At 59.4% G+C, this 15,491-nt stretch carries 13 protein-coding genes and 2 pseudogenes; 5 read left to right on the forward strand and 10 right to left on the reverse strand.

The window, feature by feature from the left end:
* Positions 1-77: 77 nt before the first annotated feature.
* A pseudogene (locus Q1B16_RS21770) lies at positions 78-500 on the forward strand (transposase); the annotation flags it as partial.
* Positions 501-1,723: 1,223 nt separating this feature from the next.
* Positions 1,724-4,222, forward strand: coding sequence for a PAS domain-containing protein (locus tag Q1B16_RS21775; protein WP_299794361.1), 2,499 nt, complete (start codon positions 1,724-1,726; stop codon positions 4,220-4,222).
* A gap of 299 nt (positions 4,223-4,521) precedes the next feature.
* Here Q1B16_RS21775 and Q1B16_RS21780 read toward each other — a convergent pair whose 3' ends face one another.
* Positions 4,522-4,716 (reverse strand): hypothetical protein, encoded by a 195-nt coding sequence (locus Q1B16_RS21780; RefSeq protein ID WP_299794363.1) that lies wholly within the window; start codon positions 4,714-4,716, stop codon positions 4,522-4,524.
* Between the two features lie 219 nt (positions 4,717-4,935).
* On the opposite strand from Q1B16_RS21780, the gene Q1B16_RS21785 reads away from it, so the two are divergent.
* Both Q1B16_RS21785 and Q1B16_RS21790 read left to right on the forward strand, forming a co-directional pair.
* Positions 4,936-5,187 carry a hypothetical protein gene (locus Q1B16_RS21785; protein WP_299794365.1) on the forward strand — a complete coding sequence of 84 codons (252 nt, stop codon included), beginning with the start codon at positions 4,936-4,938 and terminating at the stop codon, positions 5,185-5,187.
* A 195-nt stretch (positions 5,188-5,382) separates the two neighbouring features.
* Positions 5,383-5,589 (forward strand): hypothetical protein, encoded by a 207-nt coding sequence (locus Q1B16_RS21790; RefSeq protein ID WP_299794367.1) that lies wholly within the window; start codon positions 5,383-5,385, stop codon positions 5,587-5,589.
* 99 nt (positions 5,590-5,688) lie between these two features.
* Here Q1B16_RS21790 and Q1B16_RS21795 read toward each other — a convergent pair whose 3' ends face one another.
* From Q1B16_RS21795 to Q1B16_RS21835, 9 genes and pseudogenes are all read right to left on the reverse strand, one after another.
* A complete protein-coding gene (locus tag Q1B16_RS21795; RefSeq protein WP_299794369.1) occupies positions 5,689-6,810 on the reverse strand; it encodes a glycosyltransferase in 1,122 nt (373 codons plus the stop codon).
* Between the two features lie 4 nt (positions 6,811-6,814).
* The gene (locus Q1B16_RS21800; protein ID WP_299794371.1) at positions 6,815-7,771 is read right to left on the reverse strand and encodes a galactosyltransferase-related protein; all 957 of its coding nucleotides are present in this window, start codon (positions 7,769-7,771) and stop codon (positions 6,815-6,817) included.
* On the reverse strand, positions 7,768-8,814 hold the full coding sequence (locus Q1B16_RS21805; RefSeq protein WP_299794373.1) for a glycosyltransferase: 1,047 nt from the start codon (positions 8,812-8,814) through the stop codon (positions 7,768-7,770). Before Q1B16_RS21805 ends, Q1B16_RS21800 begins: the two co-directional genes overlap by 4 nt.
* Positions 8,815-8,993: 179 nt before the next feature.
* Positions 8,994-10,421 (reverse strand): glycosyltransferase, encoded by a 1,428-nt coding sequence (locus Q1B16_RS21810; protein WP_299794375.1) that lies wholly within the window; start codon positions 10,419-10,421, stop codon positions 8,994-8,996.
* Between the two features lie 226 nt (positions 10,422-10,647).
* Positions 10,648-11,490 carry a sulfotransferase gene (locus Q1B16_RS21815; protein ID WP_299794377.1) on the reverse strand — a complete coding sequence of 281 codons (843 nt, stop codon included), beginning with the start codon at positions 11,488-11,490 and terminating at the stop codon, positions 10,648-10,650.
* A 419-nt stretch (positions 11,491-11,909) separates the two neighbouring features.
* Positions 11,910-12,260 carry a hypothetical protein gene (locus Q1B16_RS21820; protein WP_299794379.1) on the reverse strand — a complete coding sequence of 117 codons (351 nt, stop codon included), beginning with the start codon at positions 12,258-12,260 and terminating at the stop codon, positions 11,910-11,912.
* A gap of 122 nt (positions 12,261-12,382) precedes the next feature.
* Complete coding sequence (locus Q1B16_RS21825) at positions 12,383-12,976, reverse strand: IS30 family transposase (protein WP_366140190.1); 594 nt, start codon at positions 12,974-12,976, stop codon at positions 12,383-12,385.
* A gap of 134 nt (positions 12,977-13,110) precedes the next feature.
* Complete coding sequence (locus Q1B16_RS21830) at positions 13,111-14,136, reverse strand: IS110 family transposase (protein ID WP_299794381.1); 1,026 nt, start codon at positions 14,134-14,136, stop codon at positions 13,111-13,113.
* An 86-nt stretch (positions 14,137-14,222) separates the two neighbouring features.
* Positions 14,223-14,738 (reverse strand): annotated as a pseudogene (locus tag Q1B16_RS21835) (IS30 family transposase); the annotation flags it as partial.
* A gap of 260 nt (positions 14,739-14,998) precedes the next feature.
* Between Q1B16_RS21835 and Q1B16_RS21840 the strand changes: the two are divergent.
* Positions 14,999-15,457 (forward strand): hypothetical protein, encoded by a 459-nt coding sequence (locus Q1B16_RS21840; RefSeq protein ID WP_299794383.1) that lies wholly within the window; start codon positions 14,999-15,001, stop codon positions 15,455-15,457.
* Positions 15,458-15,491 lie beyond the last annotated feature (34 nt).

Genomic DNA, 15,491 nt, shown 5'->3' on the forward strand with positions numbered 1-15,491 from the left:
TATCACCAACGGTCAAGAGAGGACCAAACCCTGAACAGAGCTAACTGAAAAGCGCGGACTCGCAGGGGAGCAGGTCAGTGCCTCTTGAGCCGCACAGGCTGGTCTTTATTGATGAAACAGCTGTCACGACCGAGATGACACGGCTTCGGGGTCGATCCGCCAGAGGGCGCCCGGCTGCGTTCGAACTCCACATCGAGACACAGCTGGCGCCGACACTACAGCCTGGCGATGTGGTAATTGCCGACAACCTGTCGTCTCACAAATCGGCCCATGCGCAAGAGTCTCTGAAATCACAAGGCAACTGGCTGCTCTACCTGCCGCCATACTCGCCCGAACTCATATTAGTCGAAATAGCATACTCAAAACTCAAGGCACACCTCAGAAGGCTCAAGACCCGCACCTTCGAAGCGCTTTTCCAATTCGTTGCACCGACATGCGACCTCTTTCCACCAGACGAGTGTCGAAACCTCTTCAAGGCCGCCGTATATGTCGCAGATTAGATGGGCGATGCTTTAAAGCTAGCGAGGACGGATCATGCGCGCCGACTCCATCTCCAAACGCCCAAGACGTTAATCGCAAGTAACACAAGATTCTGCAACAATAGTGCTGGTTTGTCCTCAACGATCCCGGAATAAACCCACGATAATGCGGCAATGCAAAACAAGACAAATCCGCCAGCCATTACCTTTGCGGTCGGTCCCCACGCGACGATAATGGCTGCTACGATTGTCGCGACAGCACCGATCCATCGGATGATATCGATGTCCGCGTCGCTCATCCACTCAGTATTCCGAGGAGAAATGCTAACGCCGTGATGATCCCGGGAGCCGTTTGTCGCGCAGTATCAGCGACGATAATCATACCATTCTTTGACCCGCGAACTGAATATTTGGCGCACGCGAGTATCGGAAGGTTCCCAGGGCTGAAGAAGAGATGCGTTAATCGATCTAAGAAACGCGGCGGCGTCTGATGAATTCGGTTTTCCGCGTCGGCCAAGTTCCAAGTAGGGACATCTGTCTTTCGGGAAACTTTTGAATGCTCGTTCATGACTAACATTAACGAACCTCTTATTTTGTTACCGCGATATCGCCGACACCCAATCTTCTCACATGTCGGAAACAGTAGCTCATGAACGCCGGCGACCCGGCTTTGTTCCGAAATGCTTTGAACATAAATGGTTTGCGTTCTAAGCGCTTATGAACTTCGTGATTCATCAAATCGAAGCTTGCGTTACTAGCCGATTATCGTAGGGAAGCTCACTTCGTAGATGGCAAAGAACATCACCCCGGAGTTGAATCCCAGCGCTGATGTGGATCGCTGTGATTCTTTTTTGGCAGCCGCCAGCAATGACGTCATTCGGATAGTCGTCCACGAACTGCGGGACCATCTCGTTCAGGATATATTGCGTTTTCGCACCGCCCATGGTGACCCCCGGGTCCACAATCGCCAAGAGCGTGATGATTGTGCGCCCACCAATCTGAGCCTCCGTAATACCTTGAGAGTCGGGAGGATCAGGTAGTCGGGCCCCTTGAAGACGTGTGAACTCCGGAACGGTTCCATGCTGTCGCGACGCGACGTGACGGGTCAACATATCACAACCTAAGCGATATTGGTGCGTCTAGCCTTTCAAACACCGAAATTTTTTGTAGGAAATTTTTCATACCCGTTTATCTTGAGCTGTCTGCTTAATCGGGGGCCTGTGATGCCTGATGAAGATCGAGTGATGGGTCGATTAAACCCAGACCTTGCCAGCAGCATGGCGTCCTATCGCTGGGTGCACGATGCGAACAAGGTCTTCCTGTCTCCGGCGATGCGATCGCTTCACGGGGACGTCGCCGCACAGCTTGATACCAAAGCCTACCTGGCGCTGATCCACCCCGAAGACCGACCCCGCATCAAGGGCAATTGCGCGGCTCTTCTGGAAAAGGGCGACAGCTACTCTCGCGAATTCCGCATCCTTCGGCCCGACGGGACGGAACGTGCGGTTCACGACACCGGCATCGTGGAACGGGATGCCGACGGGCGCGGAGCGGCGCTGCACGGTGTGCTGATCGACGTAACCCATCACCATCGGAACCTCGTTGACCGAAAGGCCGATGACGGCGACATGCCAGCCGCGCTTTACGAATACGATGTCGCCAAGGACCTGTCGTGGTGGTCAGCGGGCGCCTTCCGGGTGTTCAGGATCGACCCGGTCTCGGCGATCTCGCCCGCCGCAGCGACCGAACGTCGGGTGCATCCGGACGACCGGGGCTGGGTGCTCGAGTCGATCAATCGCTTCCGCCGCAGCACTGGCAGCTACGACATGACGTTCCGGGTTGTCGACGACGATGGTAGCGTGCGCTGGATCCTCGATCGCGGCTATGCCTACGGGCCGCTTGATCCCAAGACCGGCCTGGCGCATGTGGTGCGCGGCTCCCTGACCGACGTCACCGCGATCAAAACCGCGGAAGAGCGGGTCCGGTCTTTCAACCATGTCCTCACCGACCTGATCGACAAATCGCCCTTCGGGGTCTACGTCCTTGACGACAGCTTGAAGATCGTGATGGCCAGCAAGGCCGCGCTTCGCGCGTTCGAGGGCATCGACCCGGTGATCGGCTGCGCGATCTGGGACGCCCTGCTGTTCCAGTGGCCCGAAGACAAGGCCCGCGACATCTACCGGCATTTCGAACACACGCTTAGGACCGGAGAGCCCTACAAAGCGCCGACCCTCGTCGAGAAACGTCAGGACCGCGACCGCGTCGAATCCTATGACTGGCACTTGACCCGCACCGTTCTGCCGGACGGGCGCTTCGGCGTGGTCTGCCATTTCTACGACCTGACCGAACGCGAAGCCCAGCAGGCTGCACTGCGCGACGCCAATGACCGGCTTGAGATGGCCTATGACGCGGCAGGCATGGCGGCCTGGGATCTCGACGTGACCACCGGTAAGGCGATCTGGACCGACAGGATGTACGCGCTTTTGGGGATCGACCCCGACACACCCGCAACCGCCGATACGTTCTTCGAGGTGATCCATCCCGAAGACCGCGACGCCACGGCAGCGGCGGTCGAGGCGGCCATGACCGAGGGCGCGACCTTCGATACCGATTTCCGCATCAATCGCCCGAACGGCGACATCCGGCATATCGCGGGCTGCGGTCGCGTCGTGGACCGGGCCCCGGACGGAACGCCGTTGCGCATGATCGGCGTGAACTACGACGTGACAGACCGACGCCGCATGGCGCGCCGCTTGCGCACCTCCGAAAAACGCCTGCGGCTGGTTCTGGACAACAGCATCGCCTTCACCGGGCTTCTCGATCTCGAAGGCACGTTGATCGAGGCCAATCGCCCCGCGCTCGACGCGGCGGGGATCGACCGGACGGATGTGCTTAACCGGCCGTTCTGGGAGGCGGATTGGTGGAATTACGATCCCGCCATAGCCGACCAGCTCAGGGCTGCGATCCGCGACGCAGCCGCAGGCGAGGTGCAACGCTACGACGTTCCGGTGCGCATGATGGGCGACACGCTCATAACGATCGACTTCATGCTTTCCCCGATCCGCAACGACAATGGCGACGTGACATTGCTGGTCGCCTCGGGCTATGACGTGACCGACCGCAACAAGGCGATGGAACGCACCCGGATCCTGCTGCACGAGATCAATCACCGCTCCAAGAACCTGCTCACGCTGGTGGACGTGATCGCGCGCCAGACCGTGCGCCGGTATCCCGACGAGTTCATGCCGCAATTCCAGTCCCGCCTGCGCAGCCTTGCCGCGGCGCAGGACCTTCTGGTGCGCGACATGCGCGACGGGGCGCAATTGGGCGAATTGATCGAGGCGCAGATGGCGCATATCGAGGCATTTCGCGGCGACCGCCTGCACCTGAGCGGTCCCGATGTCTTCATCCCGGCAGGCAGCGCCCAGGCCGTTGGCATGGTCTTCCACGAATTGTCCACCAATGCGAGCAAGTACGGCGCCCTGTCGAACGAGCACGGGCATGTAAAGCTCGACTGGCGCATCGAACCCGACCAGGACGGGACCGGAACGCTTGTGCTCGACTGGTCCGAACATGACGGCCCGGCGGTCACCGCTCCGTCACGCAAGGGCTTCGGCAGCTTCGTGCTGACGTCAATGGTGGCGGATACGATGGCCGCCGAGATCGACATGGAGTTCGCGCCATCGGGCTTTCGCTGGTGGGCCGTCTGCCGGGACGGATTCAAGATCGACGCCCCTGATTGATCAACGGTTTCCGCTCGGATCGTATCCTCCAAATCGAGGCATTAATTTTGCTTCACTATGTGGATTGAGTGACGTGCAATAGCCTTGATCGACTAGCTCATCAGTTGCAATAGCGACAAAAGGCCAAAGAAGATGCTGAGCAAAGCCGAAAGGAACGCTTTGATCGTCGTCGCACACCCGATCCAACGGTTCCGCGGCCGCTTGCCGTTTTCCAGCAGTGTCGTAGGCGGTTGCACAATGAATACCTGCCGGCTGCCCTTCGCCGAATGCACAGAGAAAATAGTGACTGTCTTGCGAGGCTAAAAGGCAGATGCGCGACCGAGACCGACTAAGCGCTGCTTTAGCGCGAGGTAAATTCCGCCTCGGGCTGGATCGGCATCATTACATTCGAGAATGGACTTGAGCGTGTCCTTCCAGCGTTCGACCCCCTGAACACTGCGATCAAGCGCGTCTTTCAGACCCTCGTCACGCGCCGCTTCCACCAGTTTGTTCACCGCGACATGAAATTTTTTTGCAGGTACTGTAGATGCCCTGCAATTGGTCGATGTAGACATTTAAGCGATTGTAGTTCCATTGGAATACCTTCCTTCAGCGTATGATACCGACCCAACACGCATCGAGAAGACCGGATTTCTTGTGTAAATCGGTTAAATAACGGGCCGCTTGCGGAACCTTCCCCGCATTTCAACCGTTTGCCAAACAGGAGGTTCATCATGGACAGATTAAGCATTTATCTTACGATGATGACCGGCGCGGTTTTGACCGGGTCCTTGGTGATTGTTGCGTTCACATTCGGCTACTACGGCTGGGTTCCGATCTTGACCGCAGTCGCAATTGGCTATGTCATGTCGTGGCCCGTGGCCTATGTCATTTCGCGGCGGATTAAGCGCAACGATGTAAGCTGGGATCACACTCGCAAAGACCGCACAGATGCCATTCCCCGCGTGAACGAACCCGAAGTTTAAGGCTGCCGAGCCGCGTTGCCCTTGGCCGAGGGTCGGGCGGCGGCGCATTCGCCAAAATCGCAGCCCGCTTGGGCGCATGAGCGAAGCTAGGCGATCAGCACGCGAGACGTTATACTGCCCCTGGACGACCCAGATTTCAGCAATTTTCTGGCCCGTATCAAGGACAAGCTGAGCGACGCCTCCGGTGCCTTCACGATGCCGCCGATCGCGCAGGTGGGGCTGATTGAAGACAACGAAATCCAAATTGACACAAACTTGATCAATGCGCTGACGCCCAACATGCACTGGTCCGGCCGCGCCGCCAGAGAGATCGCCGCCAGTCCCGACGGTTTCGCCGAAGTGACGTCGCTTTGCCCATCTGCTCCGGACATCGTTGCATCCCTCGGCGCGGCCCGGCGCTAGCGGCGTCGGACAGAAACAGCTTCACCGGCATCCCGGTCAAGCGGAGGAATTTATCGAGCGGGGCTAAGGCGCTGCGCCGAGAGAACTGCAAGCGCAGGTTTACGGGGCGGCCAAGGCTGGGGTGGTTCGACATCCCGACCGATCGGGTGATCTCCGTCGTGCGGCAGCCATTGCAGCCCGGTACTGCGCTTCATAGGCGGACAGCATACGCTCTTTTGAAAGTCGTGTCCGTGCATCACGCGCGACAGACGCACGATCTTTGGTCAGCGCCTGTGCAATTGCCGCTCTCAGCCCAGCGATATCCCCGGCTGTCGCCAACGCACCGCCGCTGGTGCCGATGACCTCGCGCACGCCGCCCTTGTCGAATGCCGCGACCGGCGTGCCACATACCATCGCTTCTGCCGCGACAAGGCCGAAGGGTTCGTCCCACAACGGTGTGAACATTAAAACCGAGGCCGCGCTTACCGCCAAGGCCAGATCATCGCTTGACACATGCCCGCCATAGCGAATGTCCTGCGACCACAGCGGGCGCAGGTGGTCGTTGAAGTAATCCTCATGTTCGATCACGCCGTAGATCGTCATCCGGAGGCCCGCCATCCTGATCGCTTGCGCTGCCATATGCGGTGCCTTGTTCGGTGTGATCCGGCCCGCCCAGATCGCTTCTCCATTGCCATGGGACGAAACCGGCCAGCGGGCCGTGTCGATGCCGTTCGGCACAACCGATGCCCGCGGCGCCGTGCCATCGGGCCAATAGCTTTGCAGCAGGTGGTTCGAACACGCCGTATAACGCATCCAAGGGGCATCCGCGGAATGCACGGCGCGTTGCAACGCCCCGAACGGCGGAACATGCAGCGATGTGACCATCGGAACACCGGCGCTCTGCGCATGGCGGGGCGGGAAGCGATGCAGCGCGTTGTTATGCACCACGTCATAGCCTGCCAGATCATGCAGACACCCTTCGAACGCCGCATCAAGATGCGCATTCAACGCGTCAGTACCATGAAAATCGTGCCAGGGATAAATGCTGTCGTAATGCTGTGGCACCAAGGGGCGAAGCGCAACATTTACCTCGCTGTCCCCTGCTGCGAATAGCGTCACATCATGCCCCCGATCCGCAAGCCCGTGCACCAGCTGATGCGCGTGGGCTTCCATGCCGCCACGAAACGGCTCTGCGATGGGGTGCCGGATGTGGGCGAGAACCGCAATACGCAGCGGACGCATCACGCTACTCTGCCGCCCAGGACGCATCCTGACCCCGCTTGCGATCCGCGACCCGCCAGTCGCCATGTTCCAGCGTATCCAATGTGCGGCGCGTTGTGGCGAAGGGTTCATCCGACTGTTGCGCACACAAGGCAAAATCCGCCTCTCCCGGCTGTCGTACAATCTGCAATCCGGTGTCGGTGTCTTCGATCAGGCCCATCAGCCGAAAGGCGCGCAACCAGTGTTCCATGGTGCGACGGCCCCACTTATCTGCGAACATCTCGGCGTTGCGCAGGACTGAATGGATGTGATGCACCGGCGGCATCGCGTGCGTGTGGTACTGATGATAGACCTTTGCCCCTTTCGCCCACCAGATCGGGATCTGTTTCGCATCCAGCGTGCGGCCGAAATCCGTATCTTCTCCGCCATAGCCGACATAGCGCGTGTCGAACCCACCCGAGGCCCGCCAATCAGCTTTGGACATAGCAAAGTTCAGCGACCAGAAGCATCGGTAGTCGTTGCAGCGCCGACGTCCCTGTGGCGGTGGGCCCTGCCTGTCCGGGTGCTGTTTTCCAAGCGCGTCGAACCTTGGGAAGTCAAGCTCGCCTGCCGTGGCACCTTTGGGCAGGTACACCACCTCTCCCATCATCAGCCCCGCCTCTGCGGACAGATGATCGATGCAGTCGGCCACGAATTGCGGGTTCGGGATGCAATCGATATCGACGAAGAGCAAATGATCCCCCTGCGCCGTATCGGCCACGCGATTGCGCGCCGCGGCAAGCGGCAGATCATCGCCTGACACCCCGACCTGCAAGATCGGGAACGGCGCGTCGGGCAGGTCGGCATAGGGCACATTGTCCATAACGCCGATGATCAGCTCATCGGGAAGCCGCGTTTGTTCGCAGAACCCCTTGATCAGGTTCTTAAGATGCGCGTCGCGGCCTTTGCCGATGGTCAGGGCGGAAACCCATGGGGTGGTCATGACAGCTCTCCTGATGTTGCTGGAACGCGATGGTCGGCCCGGTCGCCCCAGAACGCGGCGATTCGGGTTTCCAACCAATGCGCCGCCTTGACAGCGGCGTCGGGGGTGTACAGCGCTTTTGCGCGAGCGCGTTCGTGCGTTTCCAATGTCTCACGAATGGCGTCGCGCCACGCCTGCGCAGAGGACGGTGCATGATCGCGTACCGTAGCGGCATTGGCCCGCGCAAGCGCCTTCGCCTTTTCAACCTGTTCATCGAAGTAGCGCCATTCGGGAATGGTGAGCCATGGCACACCGGCGGCTAGGACCTGATGGCAGGTCGTGTTGCCGGTCGACGATATCACTACATCCGCCGCCGCGATCCAGTCCTCGGCATTGTCAACCCAGCCTTCATGCGTCAGGTTCGTAGGCTCGGTGGCATGCCAGTCGCGCGCAATGTTGCCAAGCGTGACCCATTGCATAGCTGGAAACGTACGCGCACCAACGGCGATCGCCGCCTGGGACAATCCCGAGGGATCACCGCTTGTTACCACCACGGCCAGTTTGTTGTCCGCGACGATCCCCAGGCGATTCCGCGCCTTCTGCCGGGTCGGCATATCGGCACGCACCCCCAAACCCCCGGCAAAGAACGTTTGCTCGAGATGGCGTTTCGGCCAGTCCGGTTGCGCCAGGGCCGCATCGAAAGGGGCCAGCAGGCCAATCGCTGCGTCATAAGCCGCCATGTGGCCTGGATCGTTCCGCGTGCCGTGCTGACGCACCATGATATGCGGCACCGAGCAGATGCGTGCGAAAAGGGCAAGTTCCGCGCTTACATCGCTGATGAACACCGCCGGGTCCGCGGAGTCGAACCACTGTGCCAGCCGTGCAGTTGCGGCCCTGATCCCGGGCCAACCAACCGGTGCGCAATGTAAAACGTCGGGCGTCGCTATATCGACGGATCCGTCCGGTTCGGAACCCATCGGCTCAAACAGAGACGGCAATGCGATCACCTCTACATTGGGGCGCAATCCCACGAACGCCTCGGGCTGTGCGCAGAAAAGTGTCACGGGCCGCCAGCCGGGCAAAGCATTGGCTAGGTCCGAAGCGCGTTTGATATGCCCCCGTCCCTGATGGTGAACGAAGATACCTACCGGGCGCGGTCGGGGTGGTTGCGACTGGTCAAACATTAGATCACTCCGCCGCAACCATCGCGTCGTCGAAGGCATCAAGCGCGCGGCGCACACCATCAAGCGTTCCAGCCGCGAAGGGCCGCTCGCTGCGCAACACATTCGGTCCTGTCAGGTGGTCCAACTCTGGCAATGCGTTTGCGGGCAACACAGCATATCCCGCTGCGCGCCCGTGGAACTGTCACAGGTCGAGCGAGGTCCTGATACACCTGCACCGACCGATCCGCCCAACGCGCCCAGTTGAACAACCGCTTTGCACGGCCCGCTGCATGCTTCGTCTTTGAACCACGATCAGGATCACGCAACAGATCATGACACACCGCCGCGATCTGAGCCGGTGCATCGGGGTCGATCACCCGCCCGTATCCGATGTCCTCCAGAATACCCGGAGGTCCTCCATGACAGGTCGCGACCACCGGGCATCCCGCCTGCGCGGCTTCCACCACGGTCAGACCAAAAGGCTCGGTCACAGCGGGGTTCACGAACACCCCATCCTGCGCGGCTAGCGCATACAGCGACCGCACATCGCGAGCGGTGTGCGATGCGGGCAAGGCGACCTGACCTGTCAGCTCGTGCCGCGCGATACGAGCGCGTAGGTCGGCCAACACCTGCGCCGCTTCGGACGTGCCTCGGGACAGCCCCGCATGTTGGCCTGCGAGGATTACCAGGTTCGCCGCCTGCCGCAGGCCTGAATCAGCAGCATAGGCATCGACCAAAGCGCCAAGGTTCTTCTTCCACACCGGTCGGGCAATAGCGAGAAGGATCGGTTTGTCCGGCGTCGTCAGGTAGGGTGTGATCAACGCGCGTGCAGCTTCCGTTCCGTCACCGGCGAGCAATGTCACACCCGGACTAATGCGGTGCACACGACCGGCGGCAAAGGCGTCTGCCGCCAGGATTTGCCGCTCTGCCTCGTCCCGCGACGACGCGATGATGGCCCCTGCTTCACGAATGGAATCGCATTCGCGCACCACGCGGGCGGGATCCGCATGTCCCGATTTTTCGATAGCCAGGGAATGCGACGAGAAGACCCACGGAATTCCGAGCGCCTGTTCCGCCGAACGCGCAAGAGCCGCCGCTTCGCTAAAATGCGCGTGTATGACATCCGGCGTTGGCGCGGCCTTCAGATGCCCGAGAAACGCAGCGATCAGAGAGGGCAACTCAGCAACCAGATCAACCTTCTCAAGGTAGCCTCGCCGTCGCGACCACAGCCGCGAAATTGTGCCGTGCTCATGAAATGTCTCACTCTCCTGCGCGTGAATATCCCCAAGTGCCGGATCGTCGAACGCGCGCGTCACGATATCAACATGCGAGACATCGGCGCGATCCGCTTGAGCCCGCGCGGCGCCCATGACGTAAGCGATATGCCCGCCCGTGTCTTCGGTCACGCCGTAATCGATCGGTCCTCCGTGCAGGGAACCGCCAAGTGCGACATGCATGATGCGCAGGCCATCCCGACCGATCCGTCCATTCCGAACCACGATGGTCATTCCACAGCCACTGCGATTGGCTGTGCTATGGCCGAAAGGTCGCAATACGGGTTCGACGCCTCTAAGGTACCCACCTTGGCTGCAGGCAAGATGCGCATTTTTTTTTCGGCTACAAGCAACATGTCAAAACGAAACGGCATGGTGGTGCATCCTTTGAAAACTGGAGATACCTTGCCAACTGCGGTGTCTGTGATCCGGTTCCGGTCGGCCCGCAAAAAAAAGTACGTCAGGCCTTACGCATTCGTTCACAGTCGACAGTCCGGGTCAGCACCATCACCGTCTCTTCACGGACAGCGCGGAACACATGCCGTACTGCCAAAGCAGTCGGCAAAGGGCGCGACGGTCGCAAACTGCCAGCGCAATATCCGAATTTCGACGCGATGTTCGGCAGCTGCGCATCCGGCAGTGGGGTATAATCCGCATTGCCATCTCGCAGATCATCCAAGGGCAGTGCAGCCTGATCGACACAAAGAAACCGCATCGCGGCTGAAAGGGTGCGACCAGGGTCGGCGCAGACATCCTCGTAGCGCAGAAAAAGGACGTTGTGCAGGTAACCAAGGTCGTTCAGGGCGATCTCATGCGCGGCGCGCCAGTGATCCATCAGGCGCGCTTCGCTAGCGTCCGACCATTTCGCCGTTGCCTGTGTTACTGCCGCAGGATGGCGGGTAATGATAATGAAATGCGCCATCGGGAAAAGCTGCTGGTAAAGCCGCATACGCAGCAAGTTCACCGGAGACTTCTCAAGCCGCCACATTCGCCCGTCGGCGAACCACGGTGCCCAGTCCCGCGCGATCCTTTGCGACACCTCCAGACTGTTCCAGTTGCTGTCCTCGGTCAGGTGCTGATTGGGATCGAACGCGAACGCGCCGGGGATGCCTTGACGCGCGGTATGCGGGATGCCCCCTTGAAGGTATGCGCCTTCATCTTCGGGCACGTGCGGACAGGTCAGCGGCGCGATATCGGGATGTGCCCCCAGCAGGCGCGCCAGGACTGTCGTTCCCGACCGGTGCAAGCCGGCGATAAAACAATAGCGCGGTGGCGGCGTGGTGTTTGCAAGGTTGTGGCTCATACGCATTAACCCAGTGGCGAGGCTCGGGTTCCGTCGCTAGTGGGGCGCCGACGCTGCAAGCAGGTCTCGCGCCATGCAGGTCGTTCACGCAGCCCGCATGCTGTTCCGCCCGTGCCATGGCATCCGGCAGGTGCAACAGAAAGAATGGATGTGCGCTCGACAGTACCGGCATCTCTCATAGCTCCGCCTCAACCGTGCCGCGCCGCTTGGTGATCCACCGCTACAGGCCTGTGTTGTAACCAAGTAGGAATGTCCCCTGGTTTGCAAAGTAGAAATGTCACCGAATGCGCTGAGGGGAGCAAAGCCTGACAGGGCGGAGACCTCAGCTATCGCAGCCCTGGCTGGCTTTGCGGTCTGCGATGCGCTTTTGGTCTGCAAGGCTGTTCCAGCCAGTGTTCCGACGCCCATTCTTTTTGTAGTTATTCTTTCTTTTTGTAGTTATTCTTTGCACTGACGGGTTTTACCTTCGGCGGAGACGCCGCCTTCTCCTGCTCCTTCTTGATGTGGGCCAGCACAGCGCTGAGGTGCTTGTTCTCGGTGATTGCTGCGTAGGTGACCCGCTGCTGATGCGGGTCGAAGATGCTGCAGGGCAGGGCAACGCCTTTGGCATGCACTTGGATGCGCCCGTCCGGCATCTCGTAGACATCTACGTATGTGCCGACCAAGCCACGCGTCAGATCATTAACCTCCAACCGGATGCGCTTGCGGTCGTACTTCAGCGTCAGATCCTTGGTAACATAGCGTTTGTCGCGGAGACAAAAGACTTTCACGAGGCGATCCGGCTCAATGTTCAAAGCACGATGCAGGTTGTCCGGCTTGGCGGGAGCCTTTGCAAACTTCGCATTATAGCGTTTGTGGACTCACGTTGAAGTGCAGTTCTTGATATGTCGTTTTATTCCAATCGGTTCTGGATTTCCATGAGTTTGCTTTCGAAGACCTCTGCGGGTGTCCGGTAGCCGAGGCACTTGCGGGGCGTGGAATAGAGGCGGTGGCAAATCGATCTCAAATATCGATTTGTCAGCGCCGTCGGTTCGGTTGAGCGAGGCAGGTACTTCCGCAGCCTGTTGTTCGTATTCTCGACGGTGCCTTTCTGGTAAGGTGCGTGCGGGTCACAGAACCACGCTTCCGCGCCGATCCCGGCCTTGAGATGCTTCCAGGCCGAGAACTGGGTGCCTCTGTCGAACGTGATCGACTGACGCGCCTCGGCGGGCAGGGGAGCCAGCCCCTGAATCAACGCCTCCATGACAGGTTTGGATTGGCAATCCTCGTTTCGCGTGACAACGGCAAAGCGGCTGACGCGTTCAACGAGGGACGTCACGTTCGCCCTCCCACGCTTTTTACGGAACATCATCAGGTCACACTCCCATGTGTGGATACCTCGGTCGGTGCAAGCATTCTTTTGAACGGGTCGAACATGTGATCGGGTACGGTCATGTGTCAGGCCTCGATGTGCGGCTTTGACAATGCCGCGGGCCGGTATGGCGATGCGAAGGTTGGGTCCATATCAATGCACCCGAGCTGCAAGCTCTCTGGGAAGGCCTGGTTTTCCCAACCTCGATCTGGTCGATCGTTTGTCCTTACTGTTCAATGTCCGTCTCACACCTGCCAACCCTTACCGTGTCACGCGGCAAGGGCGGGGTCTCGATAGTCCTCCTGTTTCGTCATCATCGCCCAGATCGCGCGGGCGGTTTTGTTTGCCAGGGCGATGGCGACCAGCATCCGGGGCTTGCGCCCCAGCATCTGCTCCAACCAGGACCCTTTGGGAGGGCCGTTCTTGACCGCCCATCTGACCCGCGTCATTGCGCCGATGATCAACAGTCTACGAATGTCCCGTTGTCCCATCTTCGAAGTGCGCCCCAGAATTTGCCGGCCACCTGTCGATTTCTGAACAGGGACGAGCCCCAGCCAGGCCGCAAAATCACGCCCCCTTCGGAACCCTTCCATTGGCGGGGCGAAGGCTTGAATTGCCATGGCGCTGACGGGGCCGACGCCCGGGGCGGTCTGCAGGCGGATCGTCTCAGGATCGCTCTTGGCTTCTTCTTTGAGGCGCTTTTCTATTCTCATGATCCTGATGTCGAGACTGCCAATCTGCTCAAAGTGCAGGCGACAAAGCTCGATGACGCCGGATGGGAGTGTGCTCTCTGGAGCATCGAGCTGCGCCTCGAGTTTCCTGACGAATGTCCGTCCGGGAGGTGCGATGATGCCATATTCCATGAGGTGCCCGCGCAGCGCGTTGATGAGGGCGTTGCGTTGTCGGACGAGGAGATCGCGCGTCTTGAAGACCATGGACCTGGCCTGCTGCTCTTCTGATTTCACGGACACGAACCGCATCGTCGGACGCACCACGGCCTCCGCAATGGCCTCGGCGTCATTCGCATCGTTTTTCTGCCGCTTCACAAAGGGCTTCACGTAGATCGGCGGGATGAGCCGCACTTCGTGGCCGAGTTTCATGAACTCCCGGCCCCAATAGTGCGACGAAGCGCAAGCCTCCATGGCGACAAGGCAGGGCGGGTGGTCGGCCATGAACCGGGTGAGCTGCGCCCGCGAGAGCTTCTTGCGGAATACGGGCCGTCCTGACGCCGCCGCGCCGTGAAGCTGAAAGACCGACTTTGCCAAGTCGATGCCGATGACTGTAACCTCTTCCACGGATACCTCCTCCATGCTGGTGCGTTTCGACATCAACATCTTGGCACATCGCGATGCCGTTGCGGGGTGAGGTATCCACACCATCAATGACCAAACTCGGAGCGATCTGCCACATGCTCAGGCCTGTGAGACAGGCTTTGGGCGTCGAAGATGTGAGTTCGGTTATGCCGCCGGTGCCCGCGCGACCTGCGGCGTCGGCGGTGCTCCGGCAGATGGCGATAGAACTGTTCCTCGCGACCGTCTTTGGAATAGGCGAAGCGGTAGATGGTCTCGTGGCTCACGCGGATCGGGTGGCGCTCGAGCCGCATTCGACCTGCGATCTGCTCTGGCGACCAGCCAGCCTTGAGCCGATCTTCGATAGCCTCCTTGAGTTCAGGGTGAACGATCATCTTGCGGTGAACGGCGCGGCGCTCCTCGTATTTGTCCCGAGCGACAAGCGCGTGATAGCCGTTCAACTCAGGCAGCTCTTCGTCAGTGTATCGGTTCCGCTTGATATCGCGGTAGATCGTGGAAGGGTCGCGAGCCAGTCTATCCGCGATCTCAGAAACCGGCATTTTGGCTTCAAGCCACTTTGCAATCTTGCGTCGTTCGTCCAGCTTCAGGTGACAGTAGTGGTTTCCCCTTCGTTATACTCCATGCAACTCTCTGAATTCGTACAGAATTTGCACTTCGTTTGTGAATCCACCGCTACAAGTACGTATTTCTTATAAAGAAGTTTATGTTAATTAAATTGCCCTCTAGTAGAAGAGCGACACCAACTATCCTTTGGCAATCCTGTGCCATCATGGTTTTGCTCACGATTCGGGTCGCTCGGAGAAACGCGTGTTCGATACGTTTGGTTTGACAAATTTGGAGTTGAACCATGCCCGCAATCCGCCAGCTCATCGGTGCCGCCTACGGAACCCATTTCGCAGACCAAATTGCCCTCGTATCCCTGCCGCTCGTGGCAGCCTTGGCATTCGATGCGTCGCCGGAGATGATCGGCGTCCTCGCCGCCTGCCAGTCATCCGCGCACCTTTTGGGTTCAATTCCTTTTGGCATCCTCGTTGATCAAGGGCAGCTGCGCACGCTGACGATCTTATCGGCGCTGATTGCAGCCGTAGGTTTTGTCATGACGACTGTCGGCATCGTGTTGGGAAGCTTGCTGTTGTTTGGCGCATCGATAACACTTGCTGGCTTTGGTGTGGTCCTCTTCGGATTGACCAGTCTATCGATTTTACCAAAGGTCGTGGGCAACGATCGAATCGCGAAGGCCAACGCAGGTCTCCAGTTTCCTAGGGGAGTGGAAAAGTTCTGGGGTTTCAGATCGAGAGCGACCTAGTCTCCTGCTGTCACGACAGGAGAGTTAACGATGA

This window comes from uncultured Marivita sp. (assembly GCF_947488135.1).
Classification (GTDB): domain Bacteria; phylum Pseudomonadota; class Alphaproteobacteria; order Rhodobacterales; family Rhodobacteraceae; genus Marivita.

Excerpts from the sequence above, each read along its gene's own strand:
- Q1B16_RS21775 (WP_299794361.1), top strand. The coding sequence starts at position 1,724 with ATGGGTCGATTAAACCCAGACCTTGCCAGCAGCATGGCGTCCTATCGC.
- Q1B16_RS21785 (WP_299794365.1), top strand. The coding sequence starts at position 4,936 with ATGGACAGATTAAGCATTTATCTTACGATGATGACCGGCGCGGTTTTG.
- Q1B16_RS21790 (WP_299794367.1), top strand. The coding sequence starts at position 5,383 with ATGCCGCCGATCGCGCAGGTGGGGCTGATTGAAGACAACGAAATCCAA.
- Q1B16_RS21795 (WP_299794369.1), bottom strand. The coding sequence starts at position 6,810 with ATGCGTCCGCTGCGTATTGCGGTTCTCGCCCACATCCGGCACCCCATC.
- Q1B16_RS21800 (WP_299794371.1), bottom strand. The coding sequence starts at position 7,771 with ATGACCACCCCATGGGTTTCCGCCCTGACCATCGGCAAAGGCCGCGAC.
- Q1B16_RS21810 (WP_299794375.1), bottom strand. The coding sequence starts at position 10,421 with ATGACCATCGTGGTTCGGAATGGACGGATCGGTCGGGATGGCCTGCGC.
- Q1B16_RS21815 (WP_299794377.1), bottom strand. The coding sequence starts at position 11,490 with ATGAGCCACAACCTTGCAAACACCACGCCGCCACCGCGCTATTGTTTT.
- Q1B16_RS21840 (WP_299794383.1), top strand. The coding sequence starts at position 14,999 with ATGCCCGCAATCCGCCAGCTCATCGGTGCCGCCTACGGAACCCATTTC.